The sequence below is a fragment of the Paenibacillus sp. 19GGS1-52 genome, from assembly GCF_022369515.1.
Classification (GTDB): Bacteria; Bacillota; Bacilli; order Paenibacillales; family Paenibacillaceae; genus Paenibacillus_AQ.
Window position 1 is genome coordinate 1,189,531 of the sequence record NZ_CP059724.1, and the last position, 23,098, is coordinate 1,212,628.

Here is a 23,098-nt window from a genome sequence, read left to right on the forward strand (position 1 = left end):
AAGAAACGGGAGGAGGAACTTAAGAATGCATTTTATTTCTGATCTGATCTCGCAATTATTTGAATGGATCCAGAATCTAGGTTATTTCGGGATTATGATCGGACTAATGATTGAAGTCATTCCTAGTGAAATTGTTTTGGCTTATGGTGGTTATCTGGTCTGGTCTGGGGATATTAATTTCTTTGGCGCGGTTCTGTTCGGTACAATAGGCGGCGTTATTGCCCAAATCTTTGTTTACTGGATTGGCCGCTATGGTGGCAGACCTGTACTGGAGAAATACGGCAAGTATATTTTTATTAAAAAGAAGCATATCGATCATTCCGAAGTATGGTTCGAAAAATACGGCACAGGCGTAATTTTCACGGCCCGTTTTATCCCGATTGTGCGTCATGCTATTTCGGTTCCGGCAGGCATATCCCGTATGCCGCTGGGTAAGTTCACATTGCTAACTACGCTTGCTGTTATTCCTTGGAGTACATTATTTGTTTTTTTAGGATACAAATTGGGTGACCAATGGGAGAATATCGATGAGAAAGCTGCTCCCTACACGAAAGAGATTATTCTAGTGGCACTTGCCGTCATTATCATTTACTTCCTGTTCAAGTGGTATAAATCCAAAAAGAAAGGTAGTGCGATATGAAACAGAATGTAGCCCCTAAATATGGTCAAGGTCTGACGCCCCGTCAATTTGTAGAAGGAATGACCCGTAATCAGCAGGCGTTCGAAACCTGGTATGAGAAATTCACTTGGGAAGATGAGAGCGACCATGAATATTTTGAAAGTCTGAACCATCGTGACGATTTGCGTGTGCTCATTCTTGCGGCAGATTGGTGCGGCGATGTAGTGCGTAATGTTCCAGTTGTCTTCCGTATTCTGGAGACAGCGGGTATTAAGACAGAAGTATTGATTCTGGAAGAACATCCAGAAGTAATGGATGACTATCTGACTATGGGCGGCAGAGCCGTGCCGATCGTAATTTTTGCAGATTCAGGCGGATATGTGCTGGGCCATTGGGGTCCTCGTCCGGAGCATGTGCAGAGTCTAATGAATGCGTTCAAACGGGAGAATCCCGACCGTGAAGCCGCCGATTATGAGAGCAAAATCACGGAAGTACGCAAGGCGATGGGTCAAGCCTACGGGGAAGGAACGGAATCACATGCTGTTATTGTTAAAGAGCTGCGTGCGCTGATCTCCGGATTCTAAATACATGTTGAATATTCGCTCATTTAATCTTGGGCCTCTTCAGACGAATGCCTATCTACTGACTGGAGCAGATCCTGCCAAGGGAATTATTATCGACCCCGGTATGAATCCAGCTGCGCTGGTGCGGAGTATTGAAGGCATGGAAATTGAGGCTATTTTGCTGACGCATGCCCATTTTGATCATATGGGTGGTGTGGATGAGATCCGTAAGCTTAAGAAATGTCCTGTATATTTGCATGCGCTAGAAAGTGAATGGCTGACCAGTGCCAAGCTGAACGGTTCACTGCTGTGGCCGGATGTTGCACCACCCTTAACTACAGATCCGGCAGAATATGATCTTGCAGAAGGCCAAACCCTGAAGATGATTGGACATACCTTCCGTGTATTTCATACACCTGGCCATTCCCCAGGCAGTGTAAGCTTCCTGTGCGGTGATGATCTCTTTTCTGGCGATGTGCTGTTCAAGTTGGGTGTCGGACGCACTGATCTGCCCGGCGGCAGAGAACGGGATTTATTCGACTCTCTCCGTGGGAAGTTATATAAACTGGATGAAGAAGTCAAAGTGTATCCAGGACATGGCCCGCGGACAACGATTGGTTTTGAACGAGTTCGCAATCCTTACGTAACGTTGTAATTTATGGATAGACAAAAGGATACAAACTTGATACAATATTGTTAATTAAATGTAACATTTACCTCGCGAAGCACGCAGACTGTGGAATAATCCCGGTTTGCGTTCTTTTTTTTTGTCTACATATAGCTTTAAATGTATGGGAGGAAGTAGATTGAAGAACGATATACGTTACCGCATGGACTATGGGCAGTATAATGCAGCAGCTGAATCGGATAACTTTTGCATTGCAAATTGCCGTTTTTTTTCGGATTGTCCGGGAAAAGGCGGCTTCTGTTCGTTTATTGAGCGAAGAGAACTGCTGCCAGAACAAGAGGCGCTGAGCAATTCATTGCTTCAGGAAAGTGGGGAAGGGGGCAAGTATGCCCGGATGGTTTCCGCTACACCGGCATTGACATCATTTTGGAGTTTCCCTACAGGTAGAGGGGCTGTCCAGCCTTGGCGGCGCAAGCTATGGGAGCTCAAAAATAAATTATAAGTGGAATTGAACGATTCGGCATACTCAATCGTATTACAGAGGTCAAGAAGAAACGGCTAACAAAATCGTAGATGGAGAGGCAGATGAGTGACCAGGTGCAGGAGCAGATCAGACAAGCGCAGCAAGGCGATGCTTCGGCGCTGGCTGGGCTACTGCGTGAACACTATACTTTTTTGTACAAATATTTAGTCAAGGTCACCATGGACCCCTTGCTTGCAGAAGAAATCGTCCAGGATACGATGGTTCGGTGTATGGAAAGAATCAGTACCTATAATGGGTCTTCCGCCTTCTCATCATGGTTGATTACGATTGCGACTAGGCTTTATATCGACCGGAAGCGGCGTTGGAAGCGGGAAGCGGAGTGGAAGCAGCAGGAGGAGCAAGGTGCTCGTTCCATCCGTTGGCGGTTTGAGAGCCGAGGTGAGGAGTGGAGTGTAGTGCTGGATGCTCTCTCTCGACTGCCAACTGCCCAGCGGGTGGCTCTACTGCTGAAGCATTATTACGGATACAGTTATGATGAGATCGGAGCGATATTGCAAATTCCATCCGGGACGGTCAAATCACGGGTTGCCTATGGGATAAGCCAAATGAGAAAGGAGTTGAATGAGGATGGAGAATGAGCAGGATCAGGAGTTGTTTTTGCAGAAGCTGACAGGGGAACTTCACCGCCTGGATGCACAATTTGATGACATCAACGCACCTTCACTACAGGAACTTGAGCGCTTCCTTGTCGCGGAAACTGTCCGGAGCAATCGCCAAGCTCGTAAAGAATTGCTGTTATTCTGGCTGATATCATTAATTCTCCTCAGTTCATGTCTGGCTGTCCTTAGCTCTGCACCAGCTATATATTGGGTTGTTCAAGCACTTATACCTGTTGTGGGGTTGAGTGGACTGGCGGGTGCCTATATAAGACGAAGAAGAGAGGGTGCAGAAGATTGAAAGAGCTGCAGGAACTCCCTCTATGGTTATGGATTTGTTTAGCAGCCGGCTTAATGCTGCAGGGAACATGGTTGTTTCAGAATGCGAGGAGTAGAGGCAGGAGAGCGTGGTTTTGGGGGTTATGGGGGATTACAACAATGCCTACACCAACGGTTGTATACCTACTCTTTGTCATTTTTCCAGAGAAACGCAGACAGAGGACTAAATCCTGAATAGATACAATAAGGTACTCCTAAATAAACTATGGAGAGGATGAGGCAAGCATGGATAGTGTGAATTGGGGATTGATCATGCCGTTGCTGATATTGCAGGCATTGCTGGCGATCATTGGTTTGATCTCATTGGCCAAAGCAGAGCATACACGCGGTCCGAAGTGGCTATGGTTAATTATTATTATTTTCGGCAACATTCTGGGCAGTATTGTCTATTTTACGGTAGGAAGGAAAGATTTCTGATGCCGCTGCTTCAGGTCAATAAATTATGCAAAAGCTATGGCAAGCATACATCTGTCGATGGCATCAGCTTTGAAATAGAGCAAGGGAGGTGTGTTGCTTTGCTGGGTCCCAATGGAGCAGGCAAAACAACCACACTGCGTATGCTTGCCGGATTGCTGCAGCCTACTGCGGGGGCCATTTCTTTTGATGGCAGCCCTCCTGGAATGGATTACCGCAGGGCACTGGGATATTTGCCGCAGGCTCCAGCTTTTTATGGCTGGATGAGCGGCATGGAGTATGTTACCTTCGCCGCTAAACTTAGCGGCAGCGGATCAAAGGAAGCAGCCAGCATGGCAGCAGTGGCTATTGAGCGCGTAGGTCTCGCTCAAGATGCCCGCCGGCGGATCGGCGGTTATTCTGGAGGAATGAAGCAGCGGCTTGGTCTTGCACAGGCGCTAGTGCATCGACCTCGTTTACTGCTGCTTGACGAACCGGTATCAGCGCTTGATCCACTGGGCCGCCGGGAGGTCATGGAGCTGCTGCGAGATATTCGTGAAGAGACGACCGTGCTGTTCTCTACACATGTGCTGCATGATGCTGAAGAAATATGTGATGACATTATTTTGATGAACCGTGGACTAATTGCGGAACAGGGAGCCTTATCCCAGCTTCGCTCGAAATACAGTCTTCCAGTTATTCGTATGCGCACGGAGAAGAATGACGTTGCGTTGCAGTGGCTGGAAACTTTGGCTTCGAAGCCCTTTATAGTAGAGGCCCGTATATCAGGCGATGGAGCAGTTTTTAATGTTAGCGATGTAGAAATTGCGCGCCGGAGTATTTTACAGGAAGCGGCAAGTCTGGATATCCCATTGCTGCAATTTGAAGCAGGTTCTTCTACGCTTGAAGATCTGTTCATGAAAGTGGTGGGAGCATGAGGAGTGCTTGGATATTTTATCAAAAAGAAATGCTGGAATCACTGCGCAGCTATAAGCTGCTCTGGATACCCGTAGTGTTCATAATATTAGGCATTATGCAGCCGCTAACGACCTATTACATGCCGGAAATTCTGAAAGCCTCCGGAAATGTACCGCCAGGGCTTCTGGAAGGTTATGTTATCCCGGGTGCGGCTACTGTTATGGCGCAAGCGCTTGGTCAGTATGGTTCTATAGGTATGCTGGTATTGGCGCTGGCAACAATGAATAGTCTTTCTGGTGAACGGCATAGCGGGACTGTGGAGATGGTGCTAGTAAGACCGCTGACTCCTATAGCTTTAGTCATTGCCAAATGGGCAGCTCTGTTGACTTTGCTTATGATTGCGCTTGGATTGGGAGCTGTTGCTGCTGGGTATTACATAGAGCAGCTGATTGGTTCTTTGTCATGGAGCACCGTTTTGGCTGCTGCGTCTATATATGGACTCTGGCTGCTGTGTGCGGTTTCTATGACATTGCTGTTTAGTGCTTTTCTGCGCGCACCCGTCGCTGCTTTTCTGGGCCTCTTATTAACAGCGGGGTTGGCGTTGGCTCATGGTTTGTTGCCATCATGGTTGGACTGGACGCCCGCGGCACTTCCTGACTTATCCGCCCAGGTTCTTTTACAAGCTGGTAGTGTATCTTTGATGGGTCCTTGCCTATCTGCAGCGGTTTTGATCCTGATTTGTATTGCCGGAGCTTCGCTCATGATCCGTAGGAATATATTGCCGAATTAAGACGGGAATAGAGCGGCAGCCCTCTTTCTATCTATAAAAGTGAATATATTGGAAAAATATTTGAATTGGCTCTCCTCCTGCTGGACAGCACTATCTTTTTTTAGTAGACTGTTGAAACAAGCAAAACCATTAATAGATTTTGGGGCAGGAGGTAGGACGATGCTGCATTTAGGAGAGAAGATTGTCATAGTCGCGGACGCTTTCGAGCAGAGTCTTCCTATCGGAGACTACGGCTATCTGATTGCTTACGATCGCAATCCGGATAACGCGTTTGATTATGTCATTCGCGTACCTCAAGCAAACCGGAACTTTTATGTTACGGCAGAGGATGTTGAGGCCGAAGAGAATCTGCTGGTAGTAGAGGCTGAGAGAGCTACGCACGAAGCGTTAATCGATTATGCTTTGTCCACGTATAATGAGAAGCTGTTTCATCATTTGATGAACGGTGAAGATATGGAAACAGAAGAGACGGAAACTACGTCAAAAGAAGGTCTGTCTCAAGCGGAATTTATCAAACAAGTAAATCTCCGAGCTTGGATTTAAGTGAAGCTGGCGCAAGTCGGATTTTTGTTGAATTAATAGACATCTGCTAGGAAAGGTATCCCTTGCCAATTTGGCTTGAGGGATACCTTTTTTTATTTATTTTCTAGGAAATACAACCGTTTACCTATTTTAGGTATCTAAACTATTGTGAGCCATATCACTTAAAGGAGAACCCTATGTGAAGATGATAACAGCTGTACAACAAGCGCAGAGCGGCGATAGCGAGGTCTTTATTCAGCTGTGCCGGCAAATTGAACCTGAAATGTACGGCATGGCCCGTTCTATTCTGAACAGGGATGAGGATTGTGCCGATGTCATGCAGGAAGCTACACTCAAGGCCTATCAAGCTATCCGGAGTTTACGTCAGCCAGAGTTCTTCAAAACATGGATGCTGCGCATCCTCATTAATGAATGTCGCCAGCATCTGCGCAGGCAGAAAAATATAGTTGAGGCAGATGCAGTTGTAACTCAGCTAGAATCTCACACCACAAGTGCCGAATATGAAAAGATTGAGCTGCGTGAAGCAGTAGAGAGGTTGGATGATCCGCTGCGAACCGTAGTTTTGCTTCATTATTTTCAGGATATGCCTATTCGGCAAGTTGCGGAAGTTCTGAACATATCCGAGACGGCAGTGAAGTCGCGACTCTTCAGGGCACGGAAAAGTCTGCTGAGTGGAATGTGAAAGAATCTGGAAAGGACGAAAAAAATGAAACGTAGAGAATTGGAACAATTGGAGCAACGGTTGAAAAGTATCGAAATTCCTATGCTTGATGAGCTTCCCCAGATGATTCGTCAGCGTCAGGACCAAACCTATGCCATGCTGGACCACTTAAAGATAAAGACTCCTCAACATAGACAGCAAATGCTTAAGCAGACTCTGAAAGGTTTTATAGCAGCTATTATCTTTGGAATTATTTTACTCGGAAGCAGCTTCGTTTCTCCGGCAATGGCTAATACGCTGGGACGTATTCCTTTCGTAAATAGCATTTTTGAAATGGCGGGAGATTTGGGACTCAGGCTGGCGAGCCAAAAAGGCTTAACTACAGCAGTTAACGTTAGTGATCAGATTGATGAGATCAAGATTGCCGCAAACGAGGTTATTTATGATGGGACACGGCTATCCGTGGCGTTGAAACGATCCGGCGGAGAGTTTACGGGATCGTTTCAGGGCTTGCGCCTGAATTCAGATGGGACATCAAAGACCGCTGCGGACGGCAAACCCATTTTTAATACAATTGAGGATACTGGTGAAAGCTATGATCTTCAAATATTCATTGACGGCAAACCGCTTAACCCGGACGATAACGAAGAAGATTCCTTCAAGCACAGTATTTCACCTATAATAATGTCTGGTTCTGATGAACAATCTATGCTTGTGCTTTTTGCGGAGAAAACCTATGTGGAGGGCGGCTTAATTCTGCCGGATCAGTTTCAATTGACGATAAAGACCAAATTGACCGGGATGCCTGATGACGAGTTTATATTAGACATTCCCGTGAAAAAGGATACCAGCCACAATGTTGTGCTGCAGCCCAAGCAGAGCCGCACTTACAATAGGGTAACGACCACGGTCCAGAAGGTAACTTTGGCGCCATCCACCACTCAGATTAGGATTAATGACCAAGCCGTGGCAGGCTTCCCCACTTCCTATTTACAAGGACAAAATCTGGGACTGAACCATGAAATATGCGATGATAAAGGCAAGCGGCTAGAAATGGTTAATGGAGGGGGCGGCTGGTCTGAGTCGGTTAACAAAGACAACACGGTCAAGTACAGCCTTGTATCAGATGTCAATGTTGCGCCATTGGAGCATGATGTGAAATTCATTATCGTCAAAACGTATCTTTACAAATATGTTGGCACTGGCAGGGAGAAGCGAAATTTGCTGGACAGTAGCGGATTTCCGGTAGTGGAATACATTCCACAGCTAGAAATGACAATTCCTGTCCATTGATTGAATGCATTCGGAGTCATCCGGATTTATCCTGAATTCAAGCCATCATTGAATTGTCGAGGCTTCTACAATATAATTAGAAACGTTATCCGGGCACTTTAGCCCTTTACACTGGAGGGATATATTGATGAGTATTACCACAAAAGATGTGCAGCATGTGGCCAAGCTGGCCCGCCTGCAATTAAGCCCGGAAGAAGAGGCTACTTTTACAGAACAAATGAATGCTATTTTACAATATGCCGAGAAATTAAATGAACTGGACACCGACAATGTGAAACCAACTACGCAAGTATTGCAGGTTAGCAACGTCATGCGTGACGATGTCGTGAAGGAGAGCCTTTCCCAAGAGGATGCATTGCTTAACGCACCAGAACATGAAGATGGGCATTTCAAGGTTCCTGCTGTACTGGAATAATTAATATCAATTGAGAGGAGGAAGAATTTTGAGCTTGTTTCAATATCGCTTACCTGAAATACATAACATGCTGCATAACAAAGAGATATCTGTCAGCGAGCTGACTGAAGAATCATTTGCTGTCATTGCACAGCGGGACGAGAAGGTCCATGCATTTTTGACGCTAAATGAAGAGGGGGCTCGGGCTACGGCCCGTGCCTTGGATGAGAAGCTGGCTTCCGGAGGCGCGCGTGGGTTGTTGTTTGGTCTTCCTGCCGGGATTAAAGATAATATTGTTACCAAGGGACTACGCACGACTTGTGCCAGCCAATTCTTGAAGAACTTCCAGCCAGTATATGATGCTACTGTTGCCAGCAAGCTGCAGCAGGCCGATGCAGTAACCATTGGCAAGCTGAATATGGATGAGTTTGCTATGGGTGGCTCCAACGAGAACTCCAGCTTCGGACCTGTTCGCAATCCGTGGGATCTGCAGCGTGTTCCAGGCGGCTCCAGTGGTGGATCGGCTGCGGCAGTTGCTGCCGGTGAAGTGCTATTTGCCCTAGGCTCTGATACGGGCGGTTCGATCCGTCAGCCTGCTTCTTACTGCGGTGTTGTTGGCCTCAAGCCGACTTACGGACTAGTATCACGCTACGGTCTGGTAGCTTTTGCTTCCTCACTTGATCAGATTGGCCCGGTTACGCGTAATGTAGAAGATTCTGCTTATGTGCTGCAAGCCATTGCCGGATACGATGCCCAGGACTCCACCTCGGCTAAAGTAAATATTCCTGATTATTTGAGTGCGCTCACCGGTGATGTCTCCGGGCTGCGCATCGCTGTGCCGAAAGAATACTTGGGCGAGGGAGTAGACTCTTCCGTTCGTGAGACCGTACTGTCTGCACTTAAAGTACTGGAAGGTCTTGGCGCAGTCTGGGAGGAAGTCTCCCTGCCTCATACCGAATATGCGGTAGCGGCGTATTATTTACTCTCTTCTTCGGAAGCTTCCTCCAATCTGGCTCGCTTTGACGGCGTACGCTACGGTGTACGTGCAGATGATGGTGGTGGCCTGCTTGATTTATACCATAACTCTCGCAGCCAAGGTTTTGGACCCGAGGTTAAGCGCCGCATTATGTTGGGTACTTATGCGCTCAGCTCCGGTTACTATGATGCTTATTATTTGAAAGCGCAGAAGGTGCGGACTTTAATTAAGCAGGATTTTGATGAAGTATTCAAGAAATATGATGTAGTTATCGGTCCAACCGCGCCAACAACAGCCTTCAAGCTGGGTTCGCAGACTGAAGATCCGCTAACCATGTATTTGAACGATATTCTTACTATTCCAGTCAGCCTGGCTGGTATCCCTGCCGTTAGTGTTCCTTGCGGATTTGCTGAAGGTTTGCCTGTCGGTCTGCAAATTATCGGTAAGGAATTTGATGAGAGCACGGTTCTGCGCGTCGCGCATGCCTTTGAACAAAATACAGATCACCACAAGCAGCGTCCACAGCTGTAATAAGCTATTGAAGGAGGGACTGGAATTACTTATGTCTAAATACGAAACGGTCATCGGACTGGAAGTTCATGTGGAGCTTCATACGAAGTCCAAAATTTTTTGCGGCTGCTCCACTGAATTTGGCGCTCCGCCTAATACACACACCTGTCCTGTCTGTCTGGGACATCCCGGCGTCCTACCGGTGCTGAACCGCCAGGCGGTAGAATATGCGATGAAAGCAGCAATGGCGCTGAATTGTACTATCGGTGATGTCAGTAAATTCGACCGCAAAAATTACTTTTATCCTGATTCACCGAAGGCTTATCAAATTTCGCAGTATGATCAACCAATCGGCCTGAATGGCTGGATTGATATTGAAGTGAACGGAGAAATCAAACGAATCGGTATCACACGTCTTCATTTGGAGGAAGATGCCGGTAAGCTGACCCATGTTGATGGCGGGTTTGCTTCGCTCGTCGATTTCAACCGGGTTGGAACTCCACTCATTGAGATCGTATCCGAGCCTGATTTGCGCTCCCCGGAGGAAGCACGTGCCTATTTGGAGAAGATTCGGGCTATTATGCAGTACTGTGACGTATCCGATGTCAAGATGGAAGAGGGTTCGATGCGCTGCGATGCGAACATCAGCCTGCGTCCCGAAGGACGGGAAGAGTTCGGTATTCGTGCAGAACTTAAGAATATGAATTCATTCCGTGGAGTACTGCGCGGTTTAGAATATGAACAGATCCGCCAAGCCGAAATATTGGATGATGGCGGAATTGTTATACAAGAAACACGCCGCTGGGATGAAGCTGGAGGCCAAACCTTATCCATGCGCGGTAAGGAAGAGGCTCATGACTATCGTTATTTCCCGGACCCGGATCTGATTGTACTGCATATTGAAGATACATGGAAGGAATCAATCCGCGCTACCATTCCAGAACTTCCTGATGCACGCCAGGTTCGTTACAGTGAGGAATATGGCCTCACAGCATATGATGCTGGTGTAATAACATCCTCCAAGCTGCTCGCAGATTTCTTTGAGGGAAGTCTTGCCTACACGCAGGATGCCAAAGCTGTGGTTAACTGGATTACAGGTGAACTGCTGGCCTATCTGAATAGCAACAATCTGGAACTTTCGCAAGTAAAGATTACTCCCCAAGGAATGGGTGAGATGATTGGTCTGATTGCAAGCGGAACTATCAGTAACAAAATTGCCAAGATTGTCTTCAAGGAGATGCTGGAGAACGGGAATTTGCCAGGGGCAATCGTAGAGGATAAGGGATTGGTTCAGATCAGCGATGAGGGTGCGATCAAAGGGATTGTAGAAGCGGTCGTAGCGGCCAATCCGCAATCTGTAGAAGATTATAAGGCTGGGAAACAGAAAGCGATTGGTTTCCTTGTTGGACAGGTTATGAAAGAAAGTAAAGGAAAAGCTAACCCGGGCCTCGCGAATAAGTTGCTGGCTGAGGTGCTAAACAGCTAATTCTTAATTTTAGGGTATATACTTTAGTAACATAAGCTTAGGGCTTGTCGGCAACGGCAGGCTCTTCGTAGTATATAAGGGGAATGTGCGGATGAATACAATTGTGAAACTAAACTTGCAGGATGATAGTACTGTTAACGAGCTGTGGAGCCTTCAGCATAAGGCCTACCGTCTGGAAGCGGAGCTTATAGGATTCCATGAGATACCGCCGCTGCTGGAGACCAGAGACATGCTGAGACACGTTAAAGAGGAATTCTATGGCTGTTTCGATAGTAACGGCGAACTGATGGGAGCTGTTGCCACAGAGGAAGAGTCGCCGGGGAAACTGACCATTACCCGGATGATGGTTGGGCCGGACCATTTTCGCAAAGGAGTGGCAGGCAATCTCTTAGAATATGTCTTCAAGCACTATGACGAAATGGAGCAGTTTATAGTATCTACTGGCAAACTGAATATCCCGGCAGTTACTTTATACACCAAACACGGATTTGTTGCCGTTGGACTGGAGGAAGTGGCTCCTGGGGTGGAATTAATTGAATTTCATCGGAGTGGTACACATTGAACAACGAGGCTTATACCCCCATTTATGAAAGGAGGAGTCCTAAAATGAAAGATGAACCCACAATGCTACCAATAGAGGAAGACCAGCATGATCCTGTCGAGCCGGAGTCTAGAGATCCCGAATCTCAAACTCAACTAATACCGCCGCGTCTGAAGAGACGTACCCGCAAACGCAAATTTATTGCCGGATTACTGGCAGCGATCATTCCTGGCAGTGGGCATCTATATTTCGGGCTTCTTCGCAAAGGGATTTCATTTATTTTTCTTATTCTGCTGGATATCGCAGCATTACTCTATTTCTCCTCAATAGGGATGCAGATTAATGTTCCATTGCTTATTTTACTTGCACTGCTGATTCCGGCACTATATTTCTACAATGTGTTCGACGTGCTGCAATCCGCAGACCGGATTCTTCGTTTCCCTGAGGATCAAGATTCTGAAATTCTGATAGTAAATAAGACGGATATAAAACGGCATAGATTGGTTAGCGAACCGGGCATTTCGTTTGGGCTGATGCTGCTACTAGGAGGAGTTCTGCTCTTTCTTTTTCGAACAAAGCCAGAATGGCTGCAGTTCTTTATTGAGCATTATGCAGAAGCGGCAACTGCAGCAGCTTTAGTGTGCTTTGGCTTATTGCTTGGAGCTAGAGAGATTGCTAGAGGATTTCTCCGGCGTAAGAACGCCGAACGTCGTAACCGTCGAGTCGGTAGATTTACGGCGTCCCTGCTGCTTATTGGTGTCGGAGTTCCCTTGTATCTGGATTGGCGAGAGGGAACTGATCTTACGCTTCTGCTTCTGAAGTGGTGGCCGATTATACCAGTGCTATGGGGAATTGAGTACCTGCTAATATTCTTTTTCAACCGTCGCCGTTCGAATTCGAGCGTAACAGGAGCCAGAACCAGACTGGATTTGCGCGGATTACTGTCTGCCATATTATTAGCAGCTAGCATATTTATCGTAGCCGAGCAAGAACATTACTTGCATTTGTGGAATCGAGTCAGTCTTAACCTGACTGCAGCAGCAGTTGACTACGGTGAGGCAGAAGGCAGCAAGTTTCAGAAAGCGCCATTAATTATTCCTGTTGAACTGGATACGGCCAAAATATCGATCGATGGCATCAACGGTGATATTTTAGTACATCGTGCTCCGGTAGAGGATATTGAGATCGTGACTACAGTCTGGGTCGATCAACTAAAGGGAGTTATGGCTGAAGCGATCTCGGACCAGTCCTTTGTTGATGTTACACCAGGATCAACCATCAAGATTACCCCCCAGGGCAAGGCATACGGGGATTCCGGCAAACGCCAGCCACGCATGAATTTGGATATTTCTCTTCCGGAGGACCGTCGATTTAATCTGGAAATTAGGACCATGAATGGTGGTATTACCTTGCAAAACGTGGAAGCAATTGAGAATATCTCACTGGAAACCGGAAATGGGCAGCTTATTCTGCATCGCATATTAGGTGAGGTTAAAGGAAAAACACTAAACGGGGCTGTGCGGGCTAGAGGGGTTCAAGGAAGTGTTGACCTTTCAACGAGTGGCGGCGATATGAATGCCTGGGATGTAACGGGCGCCCTCAAGTTGTCGACAGCTGTTGGTAATGTAAGTGCAATCAATAATGGGGATAAAGTGGATATTTCCAGTAAGAATGGAAATTTGAAGGTCGATGGAGCCAGAACGAATCTGCAAGCAGAATCGCTGAATGGCGGAATTAATGTGCGCTCGGATTTACTTGGAGGAGATTGGGATATTTACAGTGCGGTTGGCGATATCAGCGTCTTTTTACCTTTGGTTGGAGATTATAAGGTGGAAGGTTCCAGTGGATATGGCGATATCGTTTCTGATTACCCAGGACTGCTTATTGATAAAAAGACGATCTCTGGGGAAGCTGGAAATGGAGAGCACAAAGTCCATATTGAAGGAAACAGTAGTTTAAATGTGATGAAATATTGAAATAAGTAATTTTTATTATATAATAATGAATATAATGTACGGACCTCGTTGACAACGTTCAAAGACCGGTCTTACAATTAAAAGTAGAGTTAATATTATGTTTTCTAAAAGAAGGCGGTGGCATTGATGGGTAGTGGCGTACAACATGCTTTGGAACAATTGAAGACAACCGGTGTCCGTATTACGCCCCAGCGTCATGCGATTCTTACGTATTTAATGGAAGCTATGAATCATCCTACGGCGGATGATATTTACCGGGCGTTAGAGCCGAAGTTTCCGAGTATGAGCGTAGCAACCGTATATAACAATCTAAAAATGTTCATGGAAGCCGGTATGGTCCGCGAGTTGACCTACGGTGATAACTCCAGCCGTTTCGACGCCAATGTGTCTGATCATTATCATGTGATCTGCCAGGTATGCGGTAAGATTGAAGATTTCAGCTATCCATCACTTCATGATGTGGAGCTTCGTGCGGAGCAAGCTACAGGCTTTAAGATTAATGGATTACGGATGGAACTTTACGGAATATGTAAGTCTTGCAGAGATAAGCAGCATTAAGAGGGACAGAATAACAGAATGGCGTAGGTCCTGTTGCACCGTGTATTCTGTCTATAGGACATATTGTTCAACTATTAATAACGTGCGGAATCCGAAGACGGAGGACTCACGTTATTTATTTTTAAATCACAGCTGTTTCTGAGCGTTAACTGCCAATTATTTGGGTTATGCGAAACCAAACAGGTTATACAAGCGTATATTTAAGGTCGGCAAATACCCTTTCTATTTTAAATTCAGCTACGATCTGGAGGATATATATCTTGAACAGAAGACAGAGACAAAGACGTGTCAACAAGCGCGGACGTCTTTTTCGCCGCCTGCTTGGACTTTTGATCGTTGCAGCCGCAGCTTACTGGATTGTCTTTTACGTATTGCCAAACCGACTGCATATTGACCCTGATTGGAAAGGTTTGGAACATCCTATCTTTGTAAAAGGGGAACTTACTGGTTTTTCAGCCTCGGGTACAGGTGATAGCTTGCTTTTGCCACTTCCGCTATTGCAGAAATATGTAGATTCATCTATTCGTTATGAAGAGGAAACCAAGTCTGTCATTCTATCAACAGATACCAGTCTTTTGTATATGCAGGAGGATTCGAAAGATGCGAGCCTGAACAATAAACCGCTGCAACTGCGTCTTGCTCCTGAAGAAAAGGGCACGGTAACGTATCTTCCTGCAGACACCTTGCAGGACCTGTATGGGTTCGAGGTACAAGAAGATACAGAAACAGGTGCTGTTCTCTTAATGACCGCTGGAGAGTCTGTACCGCTTGGTAAGGTAAAGGGAGAGAAGGGCGACAAGGCGAAGGCTTTGCGCAGTGAGGCATCGATCCATGCGCCAATTGTAGCTAATATGTCTCCGGGTGCAGTTGTGAGAGTCTGGAACGGGGATAATAAGGACTGGTTGTATGTTCAGATGAGCAATGGCTATACAGGCTATGTCAAGGCAAGCTCGATAGCCCTTGATGGTCAAAAGACTGTGGAACAGAAGCCTTCCACTCCAACGCGGGCTGAACGGAGCTGGAAGGGGAAGGCGGTTAACCTGTTCTTCGAGGCTGTCTATGAACGCAAGCCTGATCCGGATTCAATAGGGAAGCTGCCGGGAGTGAATGTCGTTAGCCCAACCTGGTTTAGCATTATTGATGTTAAGGGGAATGTACGGAGTAAGGGCGATACTACCTATGTAAAATGGGCTCATAACCAAGGTATGGAGGTCTGGGGCTTACTGAGCAATAGTTTTGAATCCGATTTGACTACTGGTGCGTTATCCAGCTATGAGAATCGGATGAACACCATTGTACAGATGCTGAAGTACGCTGATTTATACGAACTGGACGGAATTAATATTGATTTTGAGAATGTGTACACCAAAGATGGAGAGAATGTCACGCAATTTATGCGGGAACTGAAACCCATGGCTCAAGCGAAGAATTTGATCGTCTCAATGGATGTTACACCTAAATCCAATAGTGAGATGTGGTCCTTATTTCTTGACCGGAGAGCACTAGCAACAGTGACTGATTTTCTAATTGTCATGGCCTACGATGAACACTGGGCATCCAGTCCTATTGCGGGCTCAGTTGCTTCACTACCTTGGGTGGAAAGCTCCCTCAGCCGTATTATAGAAGAAGACGGTGTAGCGCCTGAGAAGCTGATTCTCGGTGTCCCATTGTATACACGCATCTGGTCGGAGACTGAGGCGAAGGGCAAGACGAAGGTAAGCTCCAAGGCTGTCGGCATGAAGGCTGTCCAAGAAATCCTTACTGATAAGAAGCTTAAGCCAACACTTGATAAGGATACAGGGCAGAATTATATAGAGTATAAGGAAGATGGTATTCTACGTAAAATATGGATAGAGGATAAGGTATCTCTTAAGGCGAGAGTTGAGTTGGCCCAGTCTTTAGGACTTGGAGGGATCGGAGCCTGGAACCGCAACTTCGCCATTCAGGATGCTTGGGAAGCTTTGAAAGAAATTCAGAAATAATATATTCACATACACAAAACTAAGGGGCTCCCATCGTGGGAGCCCCTTAGTTTTAGACTGATATTGTATTAATGCTTCAGTTGCTGTTTTTCAAGCTGCTCAGCTGTAATATTTGCCTGCGCAGGATCAAGAGTGAGAATGGTATGACAGAACATACAGCGGTCGGTTTTACCGAGTATTTTGGTCAGCTTATGACATTCAGGACACTCTACTTGTACAGCACTGGTTGATAACATGCCAGCCCAGAAATAAATGGCAAGACTGGCCATCATAGTGATTAGACCGATAACGAGTCCAATCGCGGCAAATACTTTGCCTGCGGAACCCCAAAATACGATACCTGCAGTCCCAAAAATCATAAGGCCCATTCCAAACATTGTAAGCAGTAATCCCCATGTACGGAAAGCATTGATTTTGGCCGATTTAAACTTCATGAGTATTTACTCCTAACTAAATATAGTTGGATTTACCAGAAGGAATTTGTATCAATTTGTAGAATAATATTATTAAGTGAATTATAACTGAATGGACGCAAAATCGCCAAATTTGATGGAGGGAAGCATGGAACTGTCCAATATGACCTTATTAAGTGGAGAAACGTTTGATGAGAATGTTCTAGGGGCTGTCGCTTTACGGCGGAATGGTAACGCACCATACCAAAGCGTGCTTCTTCATGAATTTGATATGGTGGTATTGGTGCTGCACGCGGAGTTGGAGCAGCAACACATTGTCACTCACACCATTGCTGGTGCGAAGCGCACTCAAACGCTGCATGTGGGCCTTTCCGCTTTGGAGCGGGCTGTTATGGCAGGTGATAATAATGAACTCATAACCAGTCTGATGGCGGGCGAATTAATTTGGGACCCTAAAGAAATACTGAAGGATATGCGGCAGGAGATCTTACACTTTGACGGGCCGCTTAAAGAACGGGTGCTTTTTATGGAATTTGCCCGTTTTTTGCATATGTACGTGAAATCCAAACGATATCTAGATGCAGGCTGCATTATGGATGCTTATAACTGTATATTAATGGCTTTATACCATTGGGCCCGTATTGAAGTGGGTGAAGGTGGGCGCTTTCCGGATCCGGCGGTATGGGAGCAATTAAAGAGTCTCAATACTTCAGTTCATAAATTGTATGAAGAATTAACGATTAGTACAGAAACGCTGGAGCAAAGAGTAGAACTTGTGTTGCTGGCTTGCGAATTTGCAATTATGTCCAAAATGGCTGATTGCTGTACAATGCTTCTTAAGCTTCTAAACGGACGTAAAGAGCCATGGAGTATAAAAGAGTTGCTGCAACACTCGGGCCTGAGCCACCTGGAAGCGGAATTGCCACTGGTCTTACGCAAGCTGGTGTCCCGTTCGCTAGTCCGAGAAATAACATTTTGGGCCGATTCTGCGGATGAAGATGGACATACTATTCGTTATACATTGTAGTTACATGCTTTAAATAAATAGAATAAAATAGAGATAAAATGTTTAGGATAGGGAGAGTCTGAGCACTCTCTTTTTTTGTTTATACCTTATAAAAGTGAGCTATAGAATTTGTAGCGAATATTATAGTTGACTCATTCCTAGATGATGTGTTAAATTATAACTCGTGCCTCTGAAACGACGAATTGCTTCAAAAGCAATGGGAAGTTAACCGAAAAAAAGGAATTAAAAAAAGGTTGACTAAAACAAAGGTGCTGTGATATATTATAAAGGTCGCTGCTGAGACGCAGCAATGACATGAAGAGAGAACTTGATCTTTGAAAACTGAACAACAAGTGAGTGGGATTTTACGAAAGTGAAATCCAAAAGAAGATGAGTTTCACGGCATTTATGCTGGAGTAAACTTGTCGGTTGAGAATGTAAATTCTCGTCAGAGGTTTCAAAATGAGCAATCGCTCTTTTCAATACAAATTGGAGAGTTTGATCCTGGCTCAGGACGAACGCTGGCGGCATGCCTAATACATGCAAGTCGAGCGGAGTTTTGTTGAAAGCTTGCTTTCAACAGGATTTAGCGGCGGACGGGTGAGTAACACGTAGGCAACCTGCCCCATAGTCTGGGATAACTACCGGAAACGGTAGCTAATACCGGATAATTCCTTTTCCCACCTGGGAAGAGGATGAAAGACGGAGTAATCTGTCGCTGAGGGATGGGCCTGCGGCGCATTAGCTAGTTGGTGGGGTAACGGCTCACCAAGGCGACGATGCGTAGCCGACCTGAGAGGGTGAACGGCCACACTGGGACTGAGACACGGCCCAGACTCCTACGGGAGGCAGCAGTAGGGAATCTTCCGCAATGGGCGCAAGCCTGACGGAGCAATGCCGCGTGAGTGATGAAGGTTTTCGGATCGTAAAGCTCTGTTGCCAGGGAAGAACGTCTTATAGAGTAACTGCTATAAGAGTGACGGTACCTGAGAAGAAAGCCCCGGCTAACTACGTGCCAGCAGCCGCGGTAATACGTAGGGGGCAAGCGTTGTCCGGAATTATTGGGCGTAAAGCGCGCGCAGGCGGCTATTTAAGTCTGGTGTTTAAACCTTGGGCTCAACCTGAGGTCGCACTGGAAACTGGGTGGCTTGAGTACAGAAGAGGAAAGTGGAATTCCACGTGTAGCGGTGAAATGCGTAGATATGTGGAGGAACACCAGTGGCGAAGGCGACTTTCTGGGCTGTAACTGACGCTGAGGCGCGAAAGCGTGGGGAGCAAACAGGATTAGATACCCTGGTAGTCCACGCCGTAAACGATGAGTGCTAGGTGTTAGGGGTTTCGATACCCTTGGTGCCGAAGTTAACACAGTAAGCACTCCGCCTGGGGAGTACGGTCGCAAGACTGAAACTCAAAGGAATTGACGGGGACCCGCACAAGCAGTGGAGTATGTGGTTTAATTCGAAGCAACGCGAAGAACCTTACCAGGTCTTGACATCCCTCTGAATCCGCTAGAGATAGCGGCGGCCTTCGGGACAGAGGAGACAGGTGGTGCATGGTTGTCGTCAGCTCGTGTCGTGAGATGTTGGGTTAAGTCCCGCAACGAGCGCAACCCTTATGCTTAGTTGCCAGCACATTATGGTGGGCACTCTAAGCAGACTGCCGGTGACAAACCGGAGGAAGGTGGGGATGACGTCAAATCATCATGCCCCTTATGACCTGGGCTACACACGTACTACAATGGCCGGTACAAAGGGCTGCGAAACCGCGAGGTGGAGCGAATCCCAACAAAGCCGGTCTCAGTTCGGATTGCAGGCTGCAACTCGCCTGCATGAAGTCGGAATTGCTAGTAATCGCGGATCAGCATGCCGCGGTGAATACGTTCCCGGGTCTTGTACACACCGCCCGTCACACCACGAGAGTTTACAACACCCGAAGTCGGTGGGGTAACCCGCAAGGGAGCCAGCCGCCGAAGGTGGGGTAGATAATTGGGGTGAAGTCGTAACAAGGTAGCCGTATCGGAAGGTGCGGCTGGATCACCTCCTTTCTATGGAGAATCGTTTCCTGTAACGGAAACATTCGAACAGAAGCCGCAAGGCTTCTAGTGAACCCTTAGGGTTTGCACACACTCACTCGTTGCTCAGTTTTGAGAGTTGAAGCTCTCAATTTTGTTTTGTCTGTAAGGACGAACAAAACCTTGATCCTTGAAAACTGGATACCGAAACGAATTTGCGTTTTAGAACATTTTATCTGTCGCTTGTGTAAACGAGCGAAAGTGTATTATGGCTTAGCGAAGGTTTTCGATGGTGAAACGACTTTTGGCTTTGAATGATCTGCGAACGGAGTGATCCGGTAGCAACATTCAAAACAAGATGAGTGAACAAGCGAAACACTGGAGCATTGGTTAAGCTAATAAGAGCACACGGAGGATGCCTAGGCGCCAGGAGCCGACGAAGGACGTGGCGAACAACGAAACTGCCTCGGGGAGCTGTAAGCAAGCTTTGATCCGGGGGTGTCCGAATGGGGAAACCCAGCTGTGGTAATGCACAGTTACTCATACCTGAATACATAGGGTATGTAGAGGCAGACCAGGGGAACTGAAACATCTAAGTACCCTGAGGAAGAGAAAACAATAGTGATTCCGTCAGTAGCGGCGAGCGAACGCGGAACAGCCTAAACCTAAGAGCTTGCTCTTAGGGGTTGTGGGACGTCTCACATGGAGTTACAAAGGAATATGGTAGGCGAAGAGGTCTGGAAAGGCCCGCGATAGAGGTAAAAGCCCTGTAGCCTAAACTGTGTTCTCTCCGAGACGGATCCCGAGTAGTGCGGGGCACGTGAAACCCCGTATGAATCCAGCAGGACCATCTGCTAAGGCTAAATACTACCTGGCGACCGATAGTGAAACAGTACCGTGAGGGAAAGGTGAAAAGCACCCCGGAAGGGGAGTGAAATAGAACCTGAAACCGTGTGCTTACAAAAAGTCAGAGCCCGATCTATGGGTGATGGCGTGCCTTTTGTAGAATGAACCGGCGAGTTACGTTTACCATGCAAGGTTAAGGTGAGAAGCCGGAGCCGCAGCGAAAGCGAGTCTGAATAGGGCGATAGAGTATGGGGGCGTAGACCCGAAACCGTGTGATCTACCCCTGTCCAGGGTGAAGGTGCGGTAACACGCACTGGAGGCCCGAACCCACGCATGTTGAAAAATGCGGGGATGAGGTGGGGGTAGCGGAGAAATTCCAATCGAACTCGGAGATAGCTGGTTCTCCCCGAAATAGCTTTAGGGCTAGCCTCGGTATAAGAGTAGTGGAGGTAGAGCACTGATTGGGTGCGGGGCCCGCAAGGGTTACCAAGCTCAGTCAAACTCCGAATGCCATATACTTATTACCGGGAGTCAGACAGTGAGTGCTAAGATCCATTGTCGAAAGGGAAACAGCCCAGACCATCAGCTAAGGTCCCCAAGTGTGTGTTAAGTGGGAAAGGATGTGGAGTTGCACAGACAACCAGGATGTTGGCTTAGAAGCAGCCACCATTGAAAGAGTGCGTAATAGCTCACTGGTCGAGTGACTCTGCGCCGAAAATGTAACGGGGCTAAACACACCACCGAAGCTATGGCTAGATACATTGTATCTGGGGTAGGGGAGCGTTGTATATACGTTGAAGGTATACCGTGAGGAGTGCTGGAGCGTATACAAGTGAGAATGCCGGTATGAGTAACGAAAAGATCAGTGAGAATCTGATCCGCCGAAAGCCCAAGGTTTCCTGAGGAAGGCTCGTCCGCTCAGGGTAAGTCGGGACCTAAGGCGAGGCCGAAAGGCGTAGTCGAAGGACAACAGTTTGAAATTACTGTACCACCGTAATCCGCTATGAGCGATGGGGTGACGCAGGAGGGTAGTGACGCGGACTGATGGAAGTGTCCGTCTAAGCAGTGAGGCTGATGTGTAGGCAAATCCGCACATCGTTAAGGCTGGGCTGTGATGGGGAGCGAAAATTGTAGTAGCGAAGGTCATGATCTCACACTGCCAAGAAAAGCCTCTAGCCAGGAGAAGGTGCCCGTACCGCAAACCGACACAGGTAGGCGAGAAGAGAATTCTAAGGCGCGCGGAAGAACTCTCGTTAAGGAACTCGGCAAAATGACCTCGTAACTTCGGGAGAAGAGGTGCCTCGGTAGGGTGAATAGCCCGAGGGGGCCGCAGTGAAAAGGCCCAAGCGACTGTTTAGCAAAAACACAGGTCTGTGCGAAGCCGTAAGGCGAAGTATACGGGCTGACGCCTGCCCGGTGCTGGAAGGTTAAGGGGAGCGGTTAGGGGTTAAACCCGAAGCTGTGAACCGAAGCCCCAGTAAACGGCGGCCGTAACTATAACGGTCCTAAGGTAGCGAAATTCCTTGTCAGGTAAATTCTGACCCGCACGAATGGCGTAACGACTTGGGCGCTGTCTCAACGAGAGATCCGGTGAAATTTTAATACCTGTGAAGATGCAGGTTACCCGCGACAAGACGGAAAGACCCCATGGAGCTTTACTGCAGCTTGATATTGAATTTGGGTACGATCTGTACAGGATAGGTGGGAGCCAGAGAAGCAGGAGCGCAAGCTTCTGCAGAGGCGACGTTGGGATACCACCCTGATCGTATCTAGGTTCTAACCTAGTACCCTCATCGGGTACGGGGACCGTGTCAGGCGGGCAGTTTGACTGGGGCGGTCGCCTCCTAAAGAGTAACGGAGGCGTTCCAAGGTTCCCTCAGAATGGTTGGAAATCATTCGTAGAGTGCAAAGGCATAAGGGAGCTTGACTGCGAGACCTACAAGTCGAGCAGGGACGAAAGTCGGACTTAGTGATCCGGTGGTACCGCATGGAAGGGCCATCGCTCAACGGATAAAAGCTACCCTGGGGATAACAGGCTTATCTCCCCCAAGAGTCCACATCGACGGGGAGGTTTGGCACCTCGATGTCGGCTCATCGCATCCTGGGGCTGAAGTAGGTCCCAAGGGTTGGGCTGTTCGCCCATTAAAGCGGTACGCGAGCTGGGTTCAGAACGTCGTGAGACAGTTCGGTCCCTATCTGTCGTGGGCGCAGGAAATTTGAGAGGAGCTGTCCTTAGTACGAGAGGACCGGGATGGACGTACCGCTGGTGCATCAGTTGTTCCGCCAGGAGCATGGCTGAGTAGCTACGTACGGACGGGATAAGCGCTGAAAGCATCTAAGCGTGAAGCCCCCCTCGAGATGAGATTTCCCAATTAGTAAGACCCCTTGAAGACGACGAGGTAGATAGGTTGGAGGTGGAAGTGCAGCAATGCATGGAGCTGACCAATACTAATCGGTCGAGGGCTTATCCACAAACAAGCAAGAAACGCAGATTCGATTCGGATTCAGTTTT

21 protein-coding genes and 2 rRNA genes are annotated in these 23,098 nt (G+C 47.4%); 22 read left to right on the forward strand and 1 reads right to left on the reverse strand.

Features of this window, described 5'->3' with window-relative positions:
- The first annotated feature begins 25 nt into the window (after window positions 1-25).
- From uptA to H1230_RS05570, 19 genes are all read left to right on the forward strand, one after another.
- Complete coding sequence (gene uptA / locus H1230_RS05480; RefSeq protein ID WP_239714562.1) at window positions 26-640, forward strand: undecaprenyl phosphate transporter UptA; 615 nt, start codon at window positions 26-28, stop codon at window positions 638-640.
- On the forward strand, window positions 637-1,203 hold the full coding sequence (locus tag H1230_RS05485; RefSeq protein ID WP_239714563.1) for a thioredoxin family protein: 567 nt from the start codon (window positions 637-639) through the stop codon (window positions 1,201-1,203). Before uptA ends, H1230_RS05485 begins: the two co-directional genes overlap by 4 nt.
- Before the next feature lie 4 nt (window positions 1,204-1,207).
- On the forward strand, window positions 1,208-1,837 hold the full coding sequence (locus tag H1230_RS05490; protein ID WP_239714564.1) for an MBL fold metallo-hydrolase: 630 nt from the start codon (window positions 1,208-1,210) through the stop codon (window positions 1,835-1,837).
- 151 nt (window positions 1,838-1,988) lie between these two features.
- Window positions 1,989-2,312: a hypothetical protein gene (locus H1230_RS05495; RefSeq protein WP_239714565.1), complete on the forward strand. Its 324-nt coding sequence runs from the start codon at window positions 1,989-1,991 to the stop codon at window positions 2,310-2,312.
- Window positions 2,313-2,395: 83 nt separating this feature from the next.
- Window positions 2,396-2,932 carry an RNA polymerase sigma factor SigY gene (sigY, locus tag H1230_RS05500; RefSeq protein ID WP_239714566.1) on the forward strand — a complete coding sequence of 179 codons (537 nt, stop codon included), beginning with the start codon at window positions 2,396-2,398 and terminating at the stop codon, window positions 2,930-2,932.
- Entirely contained in the window at window positions 2,922-3,251 is a 330-nt protein-coding gene (locus tag H1230_RS05505) for a YxlC family protein (protein ID WP_239714567.1), read from the forward strand. Before sigY ends, H1230_RS05505 begins: the two co-directional genes overlap by 11 nt.
- A gap of 263 nt (window positions 3,252-3,514) precedes the next feature.
- The gene (locus H1230_RS05510; RefSeq protein WP_239714568.1) at window positions 3,515-3,706 is read left to right on the forward strand and encodes a PLD nuclease N-terminal domain-containing protein; all 192 of its coding nucleotides are present in this window, start codon (window positions 3,515-3,517) and stop codon (window positions 3,704-3,706) included.
- On the forward strand, window positions 3,706-4,620 hold the full coding sequence (locus H1230_RS05515) for an ABC transporter ATP-binding protein (RefSeq protein ID WP_239714569.1): 915 nt from the start codon (window positions 3,706-3,708) through the stop codon (window positions 4,618-4,620). Before H1230_RS05510 ends, H1230_RS05515 begins: the two co-directional genes overlap by 1 nt.
- Window positions 4,617-5,390, forward strand: coding sequence for an ABC transporter permease (locus H1230_RS05520; protein ID WP_239714570.1), 774 nt, complete (start codon window positions 4,617-4,619; stop codon window positions 5,388-5,390). Before H1230_RS05515 ends, H1230_RS05520 begins: the two co-directional genes overlap by 4 nt.
- Before the next feature lie 159 nt (window positions 5,391-5,549).
- Window positions 5,550-5,933 carry an ATPase gene (locus tag H1230_RS05525; RefSeq protein ID WP_239714571.1) on the forward strand — a complete coding sequence of 128 codons (384 nt, stop codon included), beginning with the start codon at window positions 5,550-5,552 and terminating at the stop codon, window positions 5,931-5,933.
- A gap of 184 nt (window positions 5,934-6,117) precedes the next feature.
- On the forward strand, window positions 6,118-6,615 hold the full coding sequence (locus H1230_RS05530; protein WP_239717120.1) for a sigma-70 family RNA polymerase sigma factor: 498 nt from the start codon (window positions 6,118-6,120) through the stop codon (window positions 6,613-6,615).
- A 24-nt stretch (window positions 6,616-6,639) separates the two neighbouring features.
- Window positions 6,640-7,887 carry a DUF4179 domain-containing protein gene (locus tag H1230_RS05535; RefSeq protein WP_239714572.1) on the forward strand — a complete coding sequence of 416 codons (1,248 nt, stop codon included), beginning with the start codon at window positions 6,640-6,642 and terminating at the stop codon, window positions 7,885-7,887.
- A 127-nt stretch (window positions 7,888-8,014) separates the two neighbouring features.
- A complete protein-coding gene (gene gatC / locus H1230_RS05540) occupies window positions 8,015-8,302 on the forward strand; it encodes an Asp-tRNA(Asn)/Glu-tRNA(Gln) amidotransferase subunit GatC (RefSeq protein WP_239714573.1) in 288 nt (95 codons plus the stop codon).
- Window positions 8,303-8,330: 28 nt separating this feature from the next.
- Window positions 8,331-9,788 (forward strand): Asp-tRNA(Asn)/Glu-tRNA(Gln) amidotransferase subunit GatA, encoded by a 1,458-nt coding sequence (gatA, locus tag H1230_RS05545; protein ID WP_239714574.1) that lies wholly within the window; start codon window positions 8,331-8,333, stop codon window positions 9,786-9,788.
- 31 nt (window positions 9,789-9,819) lie between these two features.
- Window positions 9,820-11,253, forward strand: a complete 1,434-nt coding sequence (gene gatB, locus H1230_RS05550; protein WP_239714575.1) for an Asp-tRNA(Asn)/Glu-tRNA(Gln) amidotransferase subunit GatB — start codon at window positions 9,820-9,822, stop codon at window positions 11,251-11,253.
- A 91-nt stretch (window positions 11,254-11,344) separates the two neighbouring features.
- A complete protein-coding gene (locus tag H1230_RS05555) occupies window positions 11,345-11,815 on the forward strand; it encodes a GNAT family N-acetyltransferase (RefSeq protein ID WP_239714576.1) in 471 nt (156 codons plus the stop codon).
- Window positions 11,816-11,859: 44 nt separating this feature from the next.
- Entirely contained in the window at window positions 11,860-13,770 is a 1,911-nt protein-coding gene (locus H1230_RS05560) for a DUF4097 family beta strand repeat-containing protein (protein ID WP_239714577.1), read from the forward strand.
- Between the two features lie 126 nt (window positions 13,771-13,896).
- The gene (locus H1230_RS05565) at window positions 13,897-14,328 is read left to right on the forward strand and encodes a Fur family transcriptional regulator (protein ID WP_239714578.1); all 432 of its coding nucleotides are present in this window, start codon (window positions 13,897-13,899) and stop codon (window positions 14,326-14,328) included.
- Window positions 14,329-14,588: 260 nt separating this feature from the next.
- The gene (locus H1230_RS05570) at window positions 14,589-16,310 is read left to right on the forward strand and encodes a glycosyl hydrolase family 18 protein (protein WP_239714579.1); all 1,722 of its coding nucleotides are present in this window, start codon (window positions 14,589-14,591) and stop codon (window positions 16,308-16,310) included.
- Window positions 16,311-16,378: 68 nt separating this feature from the next.
- Here H1230_RS05570 and H1230_RS05575 read toward each other — a convergent pair whose 3' ends face one another.
- Entirely contained in the window at window positions 16,379-16,744 is a 366-nt protein-coding gene (locus H1230_RS05575) for a YgzB family protein (protein ID WP_154122449.1), read from the reverse strand.
- Between the two features lie 127 nt (window positions 16,745-16,871).
- Here H1230_RS05575 and H1230_RS05580 point away from each other — a divergent pair, with 127 nt between their 5' ends.
- The 3 genes from H1230_RS05580 to H1230_RS05590 all read left to right on the forward strand — a co-directional run bounded on the left by H1230_RS05580 (window position 16,872) and on the right by H1230_RS05590 (window position 23,058).
- Window positions 16,872-17,750, forward strand: a complete 879-nt coding sequence (locus tag H1230_RS05580) for a nucleotidyltransferase-like protein (RefSeq protein ID WP_239714580.1) — start codon at window positions 16,872-16,874, stop codon at window positions 17,748-17,750.
- 465 nt (window positions 17,751-18,215) lie between these two features.
- A 16S ribosomal RNA gene (locus tag H1230_RS05585) occupies window positions 18,216-19,773 on the forward strand.
- A 355-nt stretch (window positions 19,774-20,128) separates the two neighbouring features.
- Window positions 20,129-23,058, forward strand: a 23S ribosomal RNA gene (locus tag H1230_RS05590).
- Together the 16S and 23S rRNA genes form the textbook arrangement of a ribosomal RNA operon.
- The last annotated feature ends 40 nt before the right edge of the window (window positions 23,059-23,098 follow it).